Source organism: Bradyrhizobium sp. 62 (assembly GCF_023073035.1).
Lineage (GTDB): Bacteria > Pseudomonadota > Alphaproteobacteria > Rhizobiales > Xanthobacteraceae > Bradyrhizobium.
Genome location: NZ_JADPIT010000016.1, coordinates 505,773 through 522,555, shown reverse-complemented (window position 1 = coordinate 522,555; position 16,783 = coordinate 505,773). Strand labels below are relative to the sequence as shown.

Genomic DNA, 16,783 nt, shown 5'->3' with positions numbered 1-16,783 from the left:
CCCGTGGCCGGGCCTATCCCATGGAATTGCCGACGGGCAGCCTCTCGACGAAGGCGGCTCCCATCTCCGGTGAGATCACGAACTGACCGCTCTTGCGATGATCGGAGGCGAGCTTGGTCAGAAACTTGTCGGAGATGCCGGCCGAACCATTGAGGCCGGTCTCGGTCTTGATCCTCTCGCGGATCCGGAGCGCAACGTCCCGCGCAAGCGGGATGCCTTGCAGGTTTTCCGTCACCTCGAGATAGGCCTCGTCGAGCGACAAGAGCATGCCGAGGCGGTTCACCGGTTTCTTCACTGCTGGCGGAGTAGCAACCCCACTCCGTTCCAGGAGGTCCCGGCGGGCGCGCCTGTCACGGAGGTGCTCGGGCAGCCCCTCCTACGGGCCACCGCGACTACGATCCGCGTTTTCGCTCAATGACGAGTGGGACGATCTGTCGAGCAAGCCACGACGATCCCTGTTGCGTGAGATGTCCTTCGTCGAAATAGTACGGCGCTTCGTCCTCTCCTGCGAGGACGCAGACTCCCTTGGGACAGGATAGCTCCATCAAAGGCACGTACTTGACGTTGCCTGGAAGCCCCTGCGCAAACATCTCGCTCATCTTCCGCTCTGTCTCTGAACGATCCGACATCCGGATTGGCACCGACTTGTCTTCGCGGGCCAAGAATCGCGGCACCGGCTCGGCAAATATCGGAGTGTTCCCCAGCACCACAACTGTGCCGGCACTGGCACTTATCCTGATGAGGGTTTGCTTCAATAGATCCGGGTGAAAGACTTTCCAGAATGATGAGAGAATGACGATGCTAGGTTTGCGTGCCTCGATTAAGGCCACTATGCGGTCGTTGATGTCCCTGCAATATGGGCGTTCCTTAACGACATAACCGAGAATGGGCGGGCACGCCGAAGCGGTCAACTGCGACAACGAATATCCGGCAGCCTCGATCTCTCGGTTTAATCCGGCAAAGTGGTGTGCAGCGTGACTGTCGCCCCACAACAATGCCATGGGTCGATGGTAGCTCAGGCACTTCTGCATGGCGAAGTCTGCGTAACCCTGCTCGGGGTCCAGGAAGCATTCTTTGTGTCGGAATGATGCCAAAGGATCCTGTCCCTTTAGGTCGAGAATGTCGCGGGCCGCCTGTCGATAGCGGCCTTCAAAGCCGGCAGTCGCGAGAGCGGATATGGGGCCAAGGACAAAAAGGACAGCAGCGGCCGCAACGTAGGCCAGTCCGGATCGCCACCGTCCGAAGCGGATAGGTTTTTCAATCAGATGATAGGAAATAACCGCCAGCAGGATCGAGGTCGCGACGCTCGGCGCCATCAGCCAAGCGTCGCTCTTCGCAGGAAACGCCATTTTAGCAAAGACGATGACGGGCCAATGGGCCAGATACAGCGGATAAGAGAGCTTGCCGATGTAAACCATCACCGGTTGGCTCAATAGGCGCGAAAGCCGAGTGCCGGCATGGCCCGACCAGATGATCGCCGCGGCGGCGGCGCAGGGGAGCAAGGCCAAAAGCCCCGGGAATGGCGTTTGATCATTAAATAGAAAGAGGGTGGCGAAGAGCAGCGCGGCGCCAGACCAAGCCACGCGTTCCGCCGTTACCGGTGTCAGAATGAACCCGCGAAGCTGTGACAACAGGATGCCAATGATGAGTTCAAACATCCGGCTGTGGATCAGATAGAAGGCAGCTTCGGGCTTACTACTCAATTCAATTTGGGACCACGCGACGGAGCCGAGACCGAGCGCGGCAAGCGCGATCACCAGCCATCGCCAGGAGAGCCGGGCGAGGATCAGTGCCAGCACCGGGAAGCCAATATAGAACTGTTCTTCGACGCCGAGCGACCACAGGTGCAGCAACGGTAGTTCGCTAGCCTGTTGCGCGAAATACTCGTTGGACTGATAGAAAAAGACGTTGGCAGCAAAGAGCAGCGACGCCATTGCCGATTTCGCAAACGCGACCATGTCGCGTGGCGTCAGCAGGATGGACGCCACAGCAAAGGTCCAGAACAGGGTAAACAGCAGCGACGGCAGTATGCGCCGGGCCCGACGCTGATAGAACGCGGTGAAACTGAAGCTTCCGCTTGAAACTTCGTCCAGTACCATCCGTCCGATGAGAAAGCCGGAGATCACAAAGAAGACGTCAACGCCTATATAGCCACCAGGCAGAGCCGAGTTGAGATGGAATCCAATCACGGCCAAGACAGAGAAGGCTCTTAGGCCGTCGATGTCAGCCCTGTAGTTCGACACAGGCACCTCCAATGGCCAGGCTGGCGGATCAGTCGATTCTGCGCATGCATAGTGAGCTTCGTTTCAGATTGCTAGCCGTAAAGGATCTTTGGCAGATCAAAATCCCGGCCAACGTTCTGTCGATCGCGCCGTCGACTGTTCAATCGGCACGTAGAACTACAGATCGCCGTCCATAGAAGGCCGTAAATCGGCAGACGTCTGGCCGGTCCGTCAAATCAGCTACCATCAGCCCAGACGGACGGGCGTGCCCCTCGGGCGACAGCACCATGCTTCCCGGGGGTGATCTTGGGGTAAACCGTCGGGACAAATTCCTGCAGCTCGTCTCTCGGGCGAGCGAGCGGTATTGAATCTTTGAACGGCGGGTCTCGTCTCACGGCGTGTATCGCGCGCCTTATGAACAAGGCGCTCAAGTTTCTCGTCGTCTCTAAAGCGACCCTGGCGCGCCACAGTGCGGCGACCTGCAATGCAATCGAAAGCAGCTGCCTTCATCGCTGTCGATGTGCGAGTCAAAGGAGCGCGAGTAGATGCCTTGTCGACACGGCCGCCCCCTTTCCGCCGACGTTGCGCCGCTGCCCGTAAACGGGCAGAATCCTGCACTCCTGTTTACGTTGTAGCTGAGCGTCGCCGGCGGGCACCACCATTGGCACATGCTTCGCCTCGGAGATCCACCATCAGCCGCCGCACACGCGCTCGACCGCGGGAGGCTTCAAGCTGCAAAGTGTCGGTGCGCGTGTGGGGCCGACATGTAAGAGCAATCCTAAATCGACTAAGCCAATGATATTGTGGCGCACCCGACACGATTCGAACGTGTGACCTTTGCCTTCGGAGGGCAACGCTCTATCCAGCTGAGCTACGGGTGCTAGTCGAGGTTCATTTAGCCGATTGGCGGGGGGCGGGCAACCGCTTCCGCCGTCTCCTGCCAGGCTGATTTGGGCTAGGCTGATTTACGGCCCGCGCTGCCAGGAACCGGGACGCCGTCCCGCCCGAGCTTGGCGAACTCGGCGAGCAGCCGTTCGGCACACATGATGCGGTTGCGGCCGAGCCGTTTGGCCGCATAGAGCGCCTCGTCCGCCGCGCCCAGCAGCCGGTCGGGGCTGTCGTCGGTTTCGTCCGGAATGTGGCTGGCGACGCCGACACTCAGGGTGACATGGTCGCCGGCCCCGATGGCGCCGTGGGTGACCCGCAAGGCCATCACGGCGCAGCGGATCTCGTCGGCGATGACGCAGGCGGCATCGCAATCCATGTCCGGCAGGATCAGCGCGAATTCCTCGCCTCCATACCGGCTGGCGAGATCGAGCGGGCGCACGGCATGCCGGCTGACGACGGACGCGACCGCGCGCAGGCATTCGTCGCCGCTCTGGTGCCCGTGGCGGTCGTTGAACAGCTTGAAATGATCGACGTCGACGAACAGCAGCGCCATCGGCTTCTGCGTCCGCTGGGCGCGGGCCCATTCGCTCATCAGCATCTGGTCGAACGCGCGACGGTTCGACAGGCCGGTCAGCCCGTCCTTGGTGGCAAGCTCCTTCAGGGCCATCTCGGCGCGCTTCTGGTCGGTGAGGTCGCGCAGCGTCTCCACCACCGCAATCAGATGGCCGGCTTCGTCGTGGATCGGGCCGGCGTCGATGGCGAGATAGAGCTGGCTGCCGAGCTTCGGCATCACGCACCAGTTCTCGGCACTGAAGCCGAGCCCGTTATGGCCGCGCGCGCCATACTCCGAATAGAACTCCGGAAGCTGTTCAGGGCGGTCGAGCGCGACAAGGTCAGCGAGGCAAGGGCGCCTGGTCTCGTAGAACGCCTGCCAGTGCTTATTGGTGCCGATCACCTCGGAGGCGGCAACGCCGGTCAGCCGCTCGCAGGCTCTGTTCCAGATCACGACGCGGCGCTTGGGGTCGATCACGAAGGTCGGCACCACCAGATGCTGCATCAGCCGCACGGCATAGGAATCCGCAACGTCGACTGTCTTGGTTGACGTTTTCCCCGGCTTCGCCATGTCAGGCCACCGCCGCCACCGGCAAGGTATGGCTCGGGCCGAACAGCTTCCGCACTTCGCTGGCCGGCTTCGGTCTGCTGAAAAGATAACCCTGCATCTCCGTGCAGCCGAGCGCGCGCAGCATCTCGCGCTGCGCCTCGGTCTCCACGCCCTCCGCGACCGTGGTCATGTTGCTGGCGGCGGCGATGTTCACCACCGCCTGCACGATCACGGGCGCGCCGCTCGTCTCGGCGATATCGGCGACGAAGCAGCGGTCGATCTTGATCTTGTCGAACGGAAAGCGCTTCAGATAGCTGAGCGAGGAGTAGCCGGTGCCGAAATCGTCGAGCGCGATGCGCACGCCGATGGCGCGGAGCTGGTGCAAGATCGAGAGCGCCGCCTCGTCGTCGCGGATCAGCACGGCCTCGGTGATCTCGAGCTCGAGCCGGCACGGGGCAAGTCCGGAATCCGCGAGCGCGCCGGCGATCCGCAGTGCCAGCGTGTCGCATTTGAGCTGTACCGGCGAGACATTGACCGCGACGCGCACATGCGCCGGCCAGGTCGCGGCCTCGTTGCAGGCCATGCGCAGCACCCAGTCGCCGAGCTCGTTGATCAGGCCGGTGTCCTCGGCAATCGGGATGAACTCCGCCGGCGACACCATGCCGCGCTCGGGATGCCGCCAGCGCAGCAGCGCCTCGCAACCCGTGACATCGTTAGTGCGCAGGTCGACCAGCGGCTGATAGTGGATATCGAAGCCGCCGTTCACCAGGGCCTGGCGCAGATCCTGCTCCAGGCTCAGGCGCGCCTTGGCGCTCGCATCCATCTCCGGCTCGAAGAAGCGGTGGGTGCGGCGTCCCTCGGCCTTGGCGCCGTACATCGCGAGGTCGGCATTCTTGATGAGCTGGTCGAGATCGGTGCCGTCCTGCGGCGCCATCGCGATGCCGATGCTGGCGTCGGTCGAGAGCTGATGATCGAAGCAATGATAGGGCCGGCGGATCGCCTCGAAGATTCGCGTCACGAATGACACCACGTTGGCGGACGACTCGATCCCGGTCTGGATCACCGCGAATTCGTCGCCGCCGAGCCGCGCGATCAGGTCGCCCTGTCCGAGGCAGCCGCGGATGCGGGCCGCGATTCCCTTCAACAGTTCGTCGCCGACGTGATGACCGAGCGAATCGTTGATGCCTTTGAATTCGTCGACGTCAATATAGAGTAGCGCGAACTGGCTGCCGCCGCCGACCTTCTCAAGTTCGCGCTCGATCTGCTCGCGGAATAGCGTCCGGTTCGGCAGGTCGGTGAGCGCATCGTAATGCGCCATATGCGCGATCTTCTCGTCGGCGCGACGCCGTTCGGTGACATCCTCGACGACGTTGATGAGGTAACGCGGCTCGCCGGATTCGTCGCGGATTCGGATCCGGGTCGAGGTGATGTAGCGTAGCCCCTTGGCCTGGCTCTGCCAGGCATGTTCGTCCTTGAACAATCCCTCGGCCGCCTTCAGCGCCTTGCTGTCGTCGTCGGTGACGACCCTGGCGGTAGCTTCCGGGTACATGTCGAACGGAGTCTTGCCGACGATGTGATCACCTGATTGGCCGAATTGCTCTTCGGCGGTCCGGTTGACCAGCAGATATCGCCGCGTTTGAGCATCCTTCACCGTGATCTGCGACGGGATGTGATCGATGATCTCGCGCAGGAACATGTAGTTGCGGTCGCGTTCCTGCTCCAGCTTGCGGCGCTCGGTGATATCTTCGATCGTGGCCACCCATCCGCCCTGCGCGAGCGGAGTGTTGATGACCTGAAAGGCGCGGCCACTCGGCAAGTGATGGCTTCTGGTGGAGACCGTGCCTTCCGCGACGATCCTCATGACTTCGGCGCAAAATGCCTCGACATCGCCGTCGAACGCGCCGCGCTCCTTGCGATGATACATCGCCTCGCGGATGTGACAGCCGGGCTTGATGACATCGTGAGAGAGGCCGAACATGTCGGCGTAGCGGCGGTTGCAGGTGACGATGTAGCCGGCGGCGTCGTACAGGATCAGCCCCTGCGACATGTTGTTCAGGGCGGTGTCGAGCCGGCCCCGCTCCGCTTCCAGCCGCTGCTGCGCCTCGCGGTTCTGCCGGTTGATCTGGCGAACGATCAGGAACAGGATCAGCGCAATCACTGAGGCCGAAAGCGCGGCGGTGGTGACCATGAAACCGGTCTGCTGCCGCCAGTCGGCCAGCGCGGAGCTCGTGGTGTTGGTCGCGACGATGACCAGCGGAAAATGCGAAAGCGAGGCCCCGGAGCCGAGGCGATCCTCGCCGTCGATCGGGCCCTTGACGCGCAGGGTGTGCCGGCCGCCTTCGGCCAGCATCTTGCGCATCAGCGGCGCGTCCTTGAAGTCCCTGCCGATCAGCTCTTCGACATGCGGATAGCGCGACAGCATCTTGCCATTGCGGTCGAACAGCGAAATCGCCGTGCCCTCCGCAAGCGCAACGGATGCGAAATAGTTCTGATAGCTGTCCGGATCGATCCGGCGGACCATCGTGCCGAAGAAGCTGCCGTCCACGCCGTTCAGCCGGCGCGCGACGACCGTGGTCCATTTGCCGATGATGAAGCTGCGAACCGACTCCAGAATCACTGGTTCGGCCATCGGATTCGATTTGAAGGTCTGAAAATAGGCGCGCGAGGAGACGTTGATCTTGGGCAGCGGCTGGGCCCGCGACCAGTTGATCAGTTCGCCGTCGGCATCGTAGATCGCGATGTCGCCGAGGTAAGACACGGAGCTGATCTTGCTCCGCAGCATCTGGTTCGTCGCGGGTCCGGACATGCGCTCGCGGAACATCGCGGCCGAACTGATCTCCGGCAAATTCATCTGCCCGATCACGTCGGCGGCGACGACGTCGGAATCTTCGAATTGCTGATCGAAGTGCCGCGCGATCAGCTGTACCGTATTTTCCAGCTCGCGTTCGCGGTTGGTCAGGGTACGTTCGCGAAATTCGCCGACGGCCATGGCGGTCACCGCGAAGATCCCCGCGACCAGCAACACGCCGCACAAAGTGAGCCACAGCACCGGTCCGCGCCGAATCGCTGCCTCCCAGCCGTGCTTCGCGGCTAGGAACATTCCGGCTGCAATCCTTGCAAAGACCTGGCGCATTCCCCCTCCCTGAAGGGACAGGGATACACCACACAAATGGCGTAAAGCTTAGGAAAGCCAGTTACCTGAGCGTTAATCCCGTTGCGTGATCGCAGTCGCGTCCAGCGAGCTGCGCGCTGCATCATGAATCGTGCGTTAATGCGAGCTGCCCGCGCTCTTGTCGCCGCCGAGATTGCGCAGCCGTCCGACCACGCCGGTCGGAAAGAAGTAGACGCTGGCGATGAAGAGCAGCCCGAGCCACAGCAGCCAGCGGTCCGGATGCAACAGCCCCGGCAGCAGCGGCAGACCGGCTTCCGACGCCGCCTTGGAGGCGGCGCCCATCAGCGCCTGCAGATAGTTCTGGGCGAGGATGAAGATGGTGGCGCCGATGATCGCGCCGTAGATCGTGCCCATGCCGCCGATCACGACCATCAGGAGAATGTCCAGCATGATCGAGAAGCTGAGCGAGGTATCGGGGCCGGCATAACGGAGCCACAATGCATTGAGAATGCCGGCGCCGGCGGCGACCAGTGCGGCGATGCAGTTGGCGTAGCTCAGGTGGAAGACGGTGCGGAAGCCGAGCGCCTCGGCGCGGAAGCGGTTCTCGCGGATAGCCTGCAGCACGCGCCCGAACGGCGAATTCACCACCCGCAGCAAAGCGAGGATCATCAGGGCCGAGACGGCGAACACCAGATAGTAGGTCAGGATGCGGCCGTTGACTTCGAATCCCAGCACGTTCCTGGAGATCAGCACCGTGCCGGGCCTGAGCAGCTCGGGCAGCTGAAAGCTGCGGCCATCTTCGCCGCCGGTCAGCCAGGACAGTTGCGAGGCCAGCACCTGGAAGGCGGATGCAACCGCGAGCGTGATCATGGCGAAAAAGATCGCGGCGACCCGCAGCGAGAACAGTCCGATCGCAAGTGCAAGCAGTGCAGCAAGCGGCAGGCCGATCACGATGCCGGTTGCAACCGCACCCCAGTTCGGGCCCATCCCGTACAGCGCGATCGCGATCGCGTAGCTGCCGATCCCGTAGAACATGGTGTGTGCGAACGACACCGAGCCGGTATAGCCGAGCAGCAAATCGTAGGAGGCGACCAGCGCGGCGAAGACGCAGATCTTGGCCGCGACGTTCAGCGCCTTCGCCCCGGGGAACAGGAACGGCGTCGCCACCAGCGCCAGGATGATGAGGACGAGAACGAGCGTGAGCACGCGGCTGCGCGGCGGATCGCCTGACAGGATCATCATCGGCTGGTCACCGCATAAAGGCCGCGCGGCCGCCACATCAGAATGGCGACCATCAGCAGGATGTTGGAGACGAGGGCGAGCTTCGGCACCAGGAAGCCACCGTAATTGGCAATCATCGCCACCAGGATCGCGCCGATGAAGCAGCCGCCGATCGAGCCGAGGCCGCCGATGATGACGACGATGAAGATCAGGACGGTGAGGTCGTCGCTCATGGAGGCGTGAACCTGCTCGCGATATAGCGCCCACATCACGCCGCCGAGGCCGGCCAGCGCCGACCCCGTCATGAACACGCCGAGGAACAGGCGGCGGATGCGATAGCCGAGCGCCTCGACCATCTCGCGGTTCTCGACGCCGGCGCGGATCAGAAGCCCGAGCTTGGTGCGGTTGAGCACGAGCTGGATCGCGATGAAGACGGCAAGGCCGATCAGCGTCGCCAGCACGCGGTATTTCGCGATCGCGACGTCGCCGAGGATGAAGGAGCCGCGCAACGACGTCGGCAGTGGCGTCGGGATGATCTGCGGCCCCCACACCGCATACAGCGTCTGTTCGGCGACGATCAGGCCGCCCGTCGTCATCAGGATCTGCTTTAGATGCTGGCCGTAGACGGGCAGGATCAGCACCCGCTCGACAATCAGGCCGAGCGCGCCGGAGACCGCCATCGACAGCAGTGCCGCCGGCGCCAGCACCGCGAGGTTGATCCACAGCGAATCCGCCTGGAGGGAGGCCGCGAACGGCGCCAGCACCAGGGTCGCGACGTAGGCTCCGACCGCGATGAAGGCGCCATGGCCGAAATTGAGCACATCCATCAAGCCGAACACGAGTGTGAGTCCGGAGGCCATGATGAAGATCATCATGCCCATCGCGAGGCTCGCGGCTGTCAGCGTCAGCCAGGTGCTGGGGGAGCCGATCAGTGGGATCATCACGAGGGCGACGGCGATCGGCAGCAGGATCGGCGCGATGTCGCGCTTCTGCTTCGGCAGCGGGTCGGTTGCGGCGAGCTCGGTCATTGATGCGTCTCCAGGCTCAGGCCGAGCAGCCGCTCCTGCAGCGGCACGTCGGAGGCCAAGGCCGCCATCTCGCCGCGATGAGCGATGGTGCCGTTGTCCATCACCAGCACGTCGTCGCCGAGCTCGCGGGCGGCAAAGAAATTCTGCTCGACCATCAGGATCGTGGCGCCCTTGCGCTTGATCTCCTTCAGGCACTCGATCAGCGCTATCACGATCGCTGGAGCCAGTCCCTTGGTCGGCTCGTCAATCAGCAGGAGCTTGCGCGGTTCGACGATGGCGCGGGCAATCGACAACATCTGCTTCTGTCCGCCCGAGAGACTTCCCGCGCGCGATAGCCAGAACCGGCGCAGCGCCGGGAAGAAGCCAAAAATCCAGTCGAGCTGGGCGTCATCGAGCGGCCCGGCGCGCGCCGCCAACACCAGGTTCTCCTTCACCGTGAGGTCGGAAAACACTGCCATGCTCTCCGGCACGTAGCCGACGCCGAGCCGCGCGATGTCGGGCGTCGCACGGCTCTCGATGCGCTCGCCGGCGAGGCTGATCTCGCCGGAGGAGGCCTGCCAGAGGCCCATGATGGTGCGCAACGTCGTGGTCTTGCCGGCGCCATTGCGGCCGAGCAGCATCGTGGTCTGCCCCTGCGCGACAGCGAGGTCGATGCCCTGGAGGATGTGATAGCGGCCGATATGGGTGTGCACGCCGGAGAGCCTCAACAGATCGGTCATGCTGCGCCCCCTGCAACTTTATTCCCTTCAGATGCCTTGGGCGCGACGCCGAGATAGGCTTCCTGCACGATCGGTGACGCGATCACTTCGGCCGGCGGACCGTCGGCCACGAGCTGCCCGTTATGCAGCACGATGATGCGGTCGGCGAGCGATCGCACCACGTCCATCTTGTGCTCGACGAGCAGAATGATCCTGCTCTTGTCCTGCTTGAGCTGTGCGATCAGGTTCAGCACGACCGGCACCTCGTCGATGCTCATGCCTGCGGTCGGCTCGTCGAACATGAAAACCTTCGGTTCGAGCGCCATCATCAGCGCGACCTCGAGCTTGCGCTGATCGCCATGCGACAGTGCGGTCGCGGCGACGCCACGGCGGCCGCCGAGCGCGACCTGATCCAGGATAGCATCGGCGCGGGCGATCAGATCGCGGCGGACCATCCAGGGCCGCAGCATGTCGTAGTGAGTGCCGTTGGCGGCCTGCACGGCAAGGCGCACGTTCTCCTCCACCGAGAGGTTCGGAAAGAGGTTTGTGAGCTGGAACGCGCGCCCGAGGCCCGCGCGCGTCCGCATCGGTGCGGAATGCTGGGTGATGTCGGTGCCATCGAACAGAATGCTGCCGCTCGATGCGCGGAGCTGGCCGGAGATCAGGTTGAAATAAGTCGTCTTGCCGGCGCCGTTCGGGCCGACGATCGCGGTGAGCTCGCCCGGGCGGAAGCTGCAGGTGACGCTGTTGACCGCGACATGGCCGCCGAAGCGGATGGTGAGGTCGCGGGTTTCGAGGGTCAGCGTCATGGGTCTGGCAATGATGAGAGGAGAACTTGTCCGCGATCACGCTGCGCTGCCTCCCCCGCTTGCGGGAGAGGCACAGGCGGCCTACGGCCGCCGTTCTTGAAAGAACGCGATGCGGAGCATCGGCTACTGAGAGGGTGTCTCCGCAATCGAGAACCCCCAAGGAGGACAGAGCCGTCTCCCGGCCTCTCCCGCAAGCGGGAGAGGTGGAGAAGCACCTAGCGCTTGTTCTTGATCGGAACGTCCATGTCCTCGATCTTCAGCTCGCGCACCGGCTCGAGCACGGCCCAGGCGACGTTCGGATCGACCTTGACCTTGAAGTGATACATGCTCTGGAGCGCTTGATGGTCTTCCTTGCGGAACATCATCTTGCCCTTCGGCGTGTCGAACTCCAGGCCTTCCATGGCCGTGATCAGCTTCTCGGTGTCGGTCGACTTCGCCTTGGTGACGGCGGCGACGACGGACATCGCTGCGGCGAACCCGCCCGCGGTGAAGAAGTCCGGCGGCGCGTTGAAGCGCTTCTGGTGCTCGGCGACGAACCAGTCATTCACAGGGTTCTTCGGGATCGCGTAGAAATAATAGGTCGCGCCTTCCATGCCGGGCAGGCCCTTGTAGGCGGCGAGCGCCGGCAGGATGTTGCCGCCGGTGGACAGTTCGATGCCGTAGCGCTTCGGATCCATGTCCTGGAGTTTTGCCAACGGATTGCCGGCGCCGGCCCAGATCACCCAGATCACCTTGCGGCCCGGCTTGTCCTTCAGCGCGTCGAACAGGCGCTGGCCGACCGCGGTGAAGTCGGTGGTGGAGGTCGGGGCATATTCTTCGGCGGCGAGCGTCGCGCCGGTCTTGCCGAGCGCCTCCTTGAAGGCGGCGACGCCGTCACGGCCGAAGGCGTAGTCCTGCGCCAGCGTCGCGACGGTGACGCCCTGCTTGCCGATCGCGACCGCGTTCGAGATCGCGTCCTGCGACGAGTTGCGCGCGGTGCGGAAGATGTAGCGATTCCACTTCTCGCCGGTAATCTGGTCCGCGACCGCGGGCTCGACGATCAGGATCTTCTTGTTTTCCTCGGCGACGGGCAGGATCGCGAGTGCCGCGGCCGACGAGGTCGTGCCGATCGCGATGTCGGCCTTGTCGTCCTGATAGGCTTCCGCGAGCGCGGCCTTGGAGAGATCCGGCTTGCCTTGGTCGTCCTTGGTGATGACAACGATCTTGCGCCCGTCGAGCGTCATGGTGCCCTTGGTGGCGTATTCAAAACCCATCTGCAGGCCGGTCTCGGTCTGCTTGGCATAGGCCTCGAGCGGGCCGGTCTTGCCGTAGATCAGCGCGACCTTGAGATCGTCGGCCTGTGCGGAGGTGCCCGCGGCGAGGGCGAGGATGGTTGTTGCTAAGATGAGCGATCGACGCACGGTGGTCCCTCCTGATGAATTCTTTGGCCATAGCGATTTGCACAACCGTGCGGACATTGCAATTCCACCTTCCGGCAGACCACGCGACGGGCATGTGTGACATTGTCCCGGCCCGGCCGCGCCGGATCGCTTCTGCCGAGGAAATCGGCAGATTCAATTATGACCTCACCCGTGGAACGGGTTGCTCAGGCTTTGCAAAGTAACGATCAGGCCCGGGGTTACCGCCGATATCCGTTCGCGCGGGAATAGCCCTGCCGGTTCTGTTGCGTCGAGCGGTTTGTGACGCTGGCGCGTGCTTCGCTGGAGATGGGCGTTGCGAGCTTCAGCTCCTCCAGGAAGATCGGCCGGGAGAAATAATAGCCCTGCGCGTAACGGATCTTGGTCGCAGCCTGGAGGTAGGCGAGCTCCTCGTAGGATTCGATGCCTTCGGCGATTGCGGTCATGCCGAGCGCTTCGCTCAGGGATTCGATCGCGCGCAGGATGCCCTGGTTGCGCGGGCGCTTATGGATATCGGTGATGAAGGAGCGGTCGATCTTGATCTCGTCCGCGGTGATGTCGGCCAGCGCCGAGAGCGAGGAATAGCCGGTGCCGAAATCGTCGATCGAGATGGCGACGCCGAGCTTGCGAAACATCGGCAGGATCTCGGCCTGGAAATGATTCTTGGCGACGAAGGCGTCTTCCGTCACCTCGATCATGAAGCGCTGCGGAAAGCCGGTGTCGTCGAGCGCCTGGGCAAAGCTGCGCATGAATTCGGGGTTGCCGGCCTGCTTGGCCGCGACGTTGATGCTGATGGTCGCTTCCGCACCGAACGTCTCGTTGATCAGGTCGATCGACTTGACGATTTCGGCGAGCACGAGATGCGTCAGCTCGTCGATCAGCCCGAGTTCGGTGGCAAGATTGATGAACGAGCCGGGCGCCTGGATCACGCCCTCGTCATCACGCAGCCGCACAAGGGCCTCGATGCCCTTTACCTCCTGCGTACGGATGTCGACCTTGGACTGGAAGGCGCAGCAGAAGCGCTTCTCCAGGATGGCCTGCCGCAGCGACTGCTCGATCTTCATCCGCGCCAGCGCCTCGCGCTCCATGCTGGAGTCGAAGAAGGCCGCCGATCCCTTGCCGTCATTCTTGATGCGGTACATCGCGATGTCGGCGTTCTGACGCAGTGTCTCGAAGCTTCGTCCGTGATCGGGGTAGAGGCTGATGCCGACGGAGGTTGAGGCGAACACTTCCGAATTGTCGATGAAGAACGGCGCGGTCAGCCGCTCCAGCGTCGACTGCATGAACTCGGCGACTTCCTCCTGGCTCTGGATCGGTGACAGCAGCAGCAGGAATTCGTCGCCGGAGATGCGCGACAGCATGTCCGAGTCGCGCAAGCCGCGTCCAAGCCGCTTCGACAGCTCGACCAGCAGGGCATCGCCCACCGCGTGGCCGTAATAGTCGTTGATGTGCTTGAAATTGTCGACGTCGAGAAAGGCGAGCGCAAAGCGCTCGCCGGCGCGACCCTGCGCGAGCAGGCCGGTGGCGCGATGTTCGATCACGCGCCGCGAGGGCAGGCCGGTCAGCTCGTCGAAATAGGCCGAGCGGAACAGCTGGTCCTCGAAATTCTTCTGCTCGGTGATGTCGGAGGAGGCCGAGATCAGCAGCTCGCGTCCGTCGAAGCGGACCGGACGGTGGGTGGTCAGCAGCACCTGGCGTGCGGCTCCGTCGTGGAGCGCTTCCTCAGCGACGACCGCACGGCCGGAGCTCAGAGCCTGCCGGCAGGCTTCCTGGCGGGGCGCGAGATCGCGCGAGGGGCGGCTGCCGTCCATGCCGAGCTGGGCGGCCGCGACATCGTTGACCAGGAGAAGTTCGCCTTGCGCGTCCTGCACGGTCAGGCCGGCAGGCAGCATTCTAACGATTTCCTTGAGGAATCCGAGTTCGGCTTCGCTCGCGCCGGAATATTTGTTGTCGTTCATAGAAGTCATGAATCTTGTTGTTTCAGCGCGCTTTTGCAATGGCCGCGATCTTGCGCGGTTCCCTCTTAAGTTTGGTTAAGGGGTCCGGAGAATTACGGTGGTGTTTTGCGGCGATGCGACGCGCGCAGCCCATCGTCATTAACAGGGCGTCAACGCGTCCGGCGAAACCGCGAACGAAGCGCGCGAACGGCTTTCGGTTGCGCCGTGTCTAACCGTCCTTGGGGATGCGGCATTGCATGGTGCAATGAAGTCCGGTCCTGAGATAGGAGACCTCCGTCTTGCCGTCGAAGGCCGACAGCGCGGACTTCAACAGCTTGGTGCCGAAACCCGGCTCGGAGACCTTGTCGACGCTCGGGCCCTCGGTTTCATCCCAGGTCACGGTCAGACGGTCGTCGCTGACGGTCCATGACACCTGCAACAACCCGCGTGGCGCGGAGAACGCGCCATATTTGCCCGCGTTGGTGGCGAGTTCGTGAAACATCAGGGACAGTGTGACCGCAAGCTTCGGCGGCAGGAACAGCCGGTCGCCGTTCAGCGTGAAGCGGACATGGCCATAAGGGCCGAGCTCGGAGATCAGGAGGTCGCGAATGTCGCAGCCGGCCTTGTCGATCCGCGAGATCAAATCGTCGGTCGCGGCAAGCGACCGCAGTCGCGGATCGATCCGTGCCCAGATTTGCGGCTGATCGTGCAACACTTGATGCAGCACCGCATGCACCGTTGACAGCTTGTTCTTCAGCCGGTGCTGGAGCTCGTCGACCAGCAGCTTGCGATAGTCTTCCTCCTCGATCAGGCGTCTGGAAATCCGGCGCTGCTCGACAAGGAGCGAGCGATAATGCTCGACGCCCCAGATGGTGAGGGCGCTGACCGCCCAATAGAGCGCCAGCAGGGCGAATCGCGCGTTATCGGCAAGGGCCTCGCCAAAATTCACGACGACGCCGAGCACGCCGCCGACCAGCGCCGTGATGATGCCGATGCGGAAGCCGCCGAACGCGGCCGCAAAAAATACGGCCGGGAAATACGGCGTGAAATAGACGTCGGGCCGCACATGGGCGAGAGCCCAGCGCGCCAGCGTCGCAACCAGCAGGCAGGCGACCGCAAACGCGAGGCTCAGGCCGAGCGATGGCGGTGCCACGCCCTGCCAGCCCTTGCGGAATTCGTCGATCAGCTTCCCCATGCGCGATCCGGTGGCGATATGCGTTCGACAATCGAGCGGTCGCCAGGAATGTTACGCATGTCGCCGGCCCCAAGCAAAGCTTGCCTTGTCGGAAGCCGGCAGGAATAGTGCCTGCTGCGGCGCCAACTGTCGCGGCGCCGTCGTCGATCGGTGTCCGCCATTTGGCGTCAAGGGGTTCGAAAACAGGGACATTCCATGGGCAGGTTGGATGGCAAGGTCGCGGTGATCACGGGCGCGACGAGCGGGATCGGGTTGCGCACTGCTGAAGTCTTCGTTGCCGAAGGTGCCAAAATTGTGATCGCGGGCCGGCGCATACCGGAAGGCGAGGCGCTGGCGAAGCAGCTCGGGCCGAATTGCGTCTTCCGCCAGACGGATGTGACGGTCGAAGCGCAGATGCAGGCGCTGATCGCGCTCGCCGTGGACAAATTCGGCCGCATCGACTGCCTGTTCAACAATGCCGGCGGCCCGGCGCAGACCGGCGGCATCGAAGGCCTCGAGGTCGAGCGCTTCGACGCGGCGATGGCGACCCTGCTGCGCAGCGTCATGCTCGGCATGAAGCACGCCGCGCCCCACATGAAGAAGCAGGGCTTTGGCAGCATCATCAACAATGGCAGCATCGCCGGCCGTCTGGCCGGCTTCTCGTCGTCGATGGTCTATGGTGCAGCCAAGGCGGCGGTGATCCACCTCACCAAATGTGTGGCGATGGAGCTCGGCGAATCCAACGTCCGCGTCAACTCGATCTCGCCCGGCGCCATCGCGACCGGCATTTTCGGCAAGGCGCTCGGGCTTTCGACCGACGCGGCGGAGAAGACGCCGGCGGTGATGCGCGAGGTCTACAAGACCGCGCAACCGATCCCGCGCGCCGGCCTTCCCGATGACATCGCCCACGCAGCGGTGTTCCTGGCCAGCGACGAATCCAGCTTCATCAACGGCCATGACCTCGTCATCGACGGCGCGATGACCGGCGGCCGCAACTGGAGCCAGCAGCAGCAGGGCTACGTGGCCCTGCGCAAGGCGTTCGATCAGGGGGCCGGATAATCTCGTCATTGCGAGGAGCGAAGCGACGAAGCAATCCAGGCTGCTTCCGCGGACGGCAATCCAGAATCCGTGCCGCGGAAATAGTTGGATTGCTTCGCTTCGCTCGCAATGACAGATTGCTTCGCTTCGCTCGCAA

Annotated in this window: 11 protein-coding genes, 1 tRNA gene and 1 pseudogene; 1 reads left to right on the top strand and 12 read right to left on the bottom strand. The window is 63.2% G+C overall.

The annotated features are described in order from the left end of the window. The 12 genes and pseudogenes from IVB47_RS21405 to IVB47_RS21350 all read right to left on the bottom strand — a co-directional run. Positions 1 to 262 (bottom strand): annotated as a pseudogene (locus IVB47_RS21405) (DNA polymerase IV); the annotation flags it as partial. 130 nt (positions 263 to 392) lie between these two features. Continuing rightward, positions 393 to 2,243 (bottom strand): acyltransferase family protein, encoded by a 1,851-nt coding sequence (locus IVB47_RS21400; RefSeq protein ID WP_247464002.1) that lies wholly within the window; start codon positions 2,241 to 2,243, stop codon positions 393 to 395. A 783-nt stretch (positions 2,244 to 3,026) separates the two neighbouring features. After that, positions 3,027 to 3,103 (bottom strand) — tRNA-Arg (locus IVB47_RS21395). Between the two features lie 74 nt (positions 3,104 to 3,177). Then, entirely contained in the window at positions 3,178 to 4,233 is a 1,056-nt protein-coding gene (locus tag IVB47_RS21390) for a diguanylate cyclase (RefSeq protein ID WP_247404845.1), read from the bottom strand. Between the two features lies 1 nt (position 4,234). Beyond that, positions 4,235 to 7,345 (bottom strand): EAL domain-containing protein, encoded by a 3,111-nt coding sequence (locus tag IVB47_RS21385; RefSeq protein ID WP_247464000.1) that lies wholly within the window; start codon positions 7,343 to 7,345, stop codon positions 4,235 to 4,237. Between the two features lie 135 nt (positions 7,346 to 7,480). Further along, positions 7,481 to 8,566, bottom strand: coding sequence for a branched-chain amino acid ABC transporter permease (locus IVB47_RS21380; protein ID WP_247463998.1), 1,086 nt, complete (start codon positions 8,564 to 8,566; stop codon positions 7,481 to 7,483). Next, positions 8,563 to 9,573 carry a branched-chain amino acid ABC transporter permease gene (locus tag IVB47_RS21375; RefSeq protein ID WP_247463995.1) on the bottom strand — a complete coding sequence of 337 codons (1,011 nt, stop codon included), beginning with the start codon at positions 9,571 to 9,573 and terminating at the stop codon, positions 8,563 to 8,565. The genes IVB47_RS21380 and IVB47_RS21375 overlap by 4 nt, the downstream gene beginning before the upstream one ends. Continuing rightward, positions 9,570 to 10,292: an ABC transporter ATP-binding protein gene (locus IVB47_RS21370; RefSeq protein WP_247463992.1), complete on the bottom strand. Its 723-nt coding sequence runs from the start codon at positions 10,290 to 10,292 to the stop codon at positions 9,570 to 9,572. Before IVB47_RS21370 ends, IVB47_RS21375 begins: the two co-directional genes overlap by 4 nt. Beyond that, the gene (locus IVB47_RS21365) at positions 10,289 to 11,080 is read right to left on the bottom strand and encodes an ABC transporter ATP-binding protein (RefSeq protein WP_247463989.1); all 792 of its coding nucleotides are present in this window, start codon (positions 11,078 to 11,080) and stop codon (positions 10,289 to 10,291) included. The genes IVB47_RS21370 and IVB47_RS21365 overlap by 4 nt, the downstream gene beginning before the upstream one ends. 215 nt (positions 11,081 to 11,295) lie before the next feature. Further along, complete coding sequence (locus tag IVB47_RS21360) at positions 11,296 to 12,480, bottom strand: substrate-binding domain-containing protein (RefSeq protein ID WP_247404831.1); 1,185 nt, start codon at positions 12,478 to 12,480, stop codon at positions 11,296 to 11,298. A 218-nt stretch (positions 12,481 to 12,698) separates the two neighbouring features. Beyond that, positions 12,699 to 14,435 carry an EAL domain-containing protein gene (locus IVB47_RS21355; protein WP_247463986.1) on the bottom strand — a complete coding sequence of 579 codons (1,737 nt, stop codon included), beginning with the start codon at positions 14,433 to 14,435 and terminating at the stop codon, positions 12,699 to 12,701. A 208-nt stretch (positions 14,436 to 14,643) separates the two neighbouring features. Continuing rightward, a complete protein-coding gene (locus IVB47_RS21350; RefSeq protein ID WP_247285176.1) occupies positions 14,644 to 15,609 on the bottom strand; it encodes a sensor histidine kinase in 966 nt (321 codons plus the stop codon). 195 nt (positions 15,610 to 15,804) lie between these two features. Here IVB47_RS21350 and IVB47_RS21345 point away from each other — a divergent pair, with 195 nt between their 5' ends. After that, the gene (locus IVB47_RS21345; protein WP_247463984.1) at positions 15,805 to 16,647 is read left to right on the top strand and encodes a glucose 1-dehydrogenase; all 843 of its coding nucleotides are present in this window, start codon (positions 15,805 to 15,807) and stop codon (positions 16,645 to 16,647) included. The last annotated feature ends 136 nt before the right edge of the window (positions 16,648 to 16,783 follow it).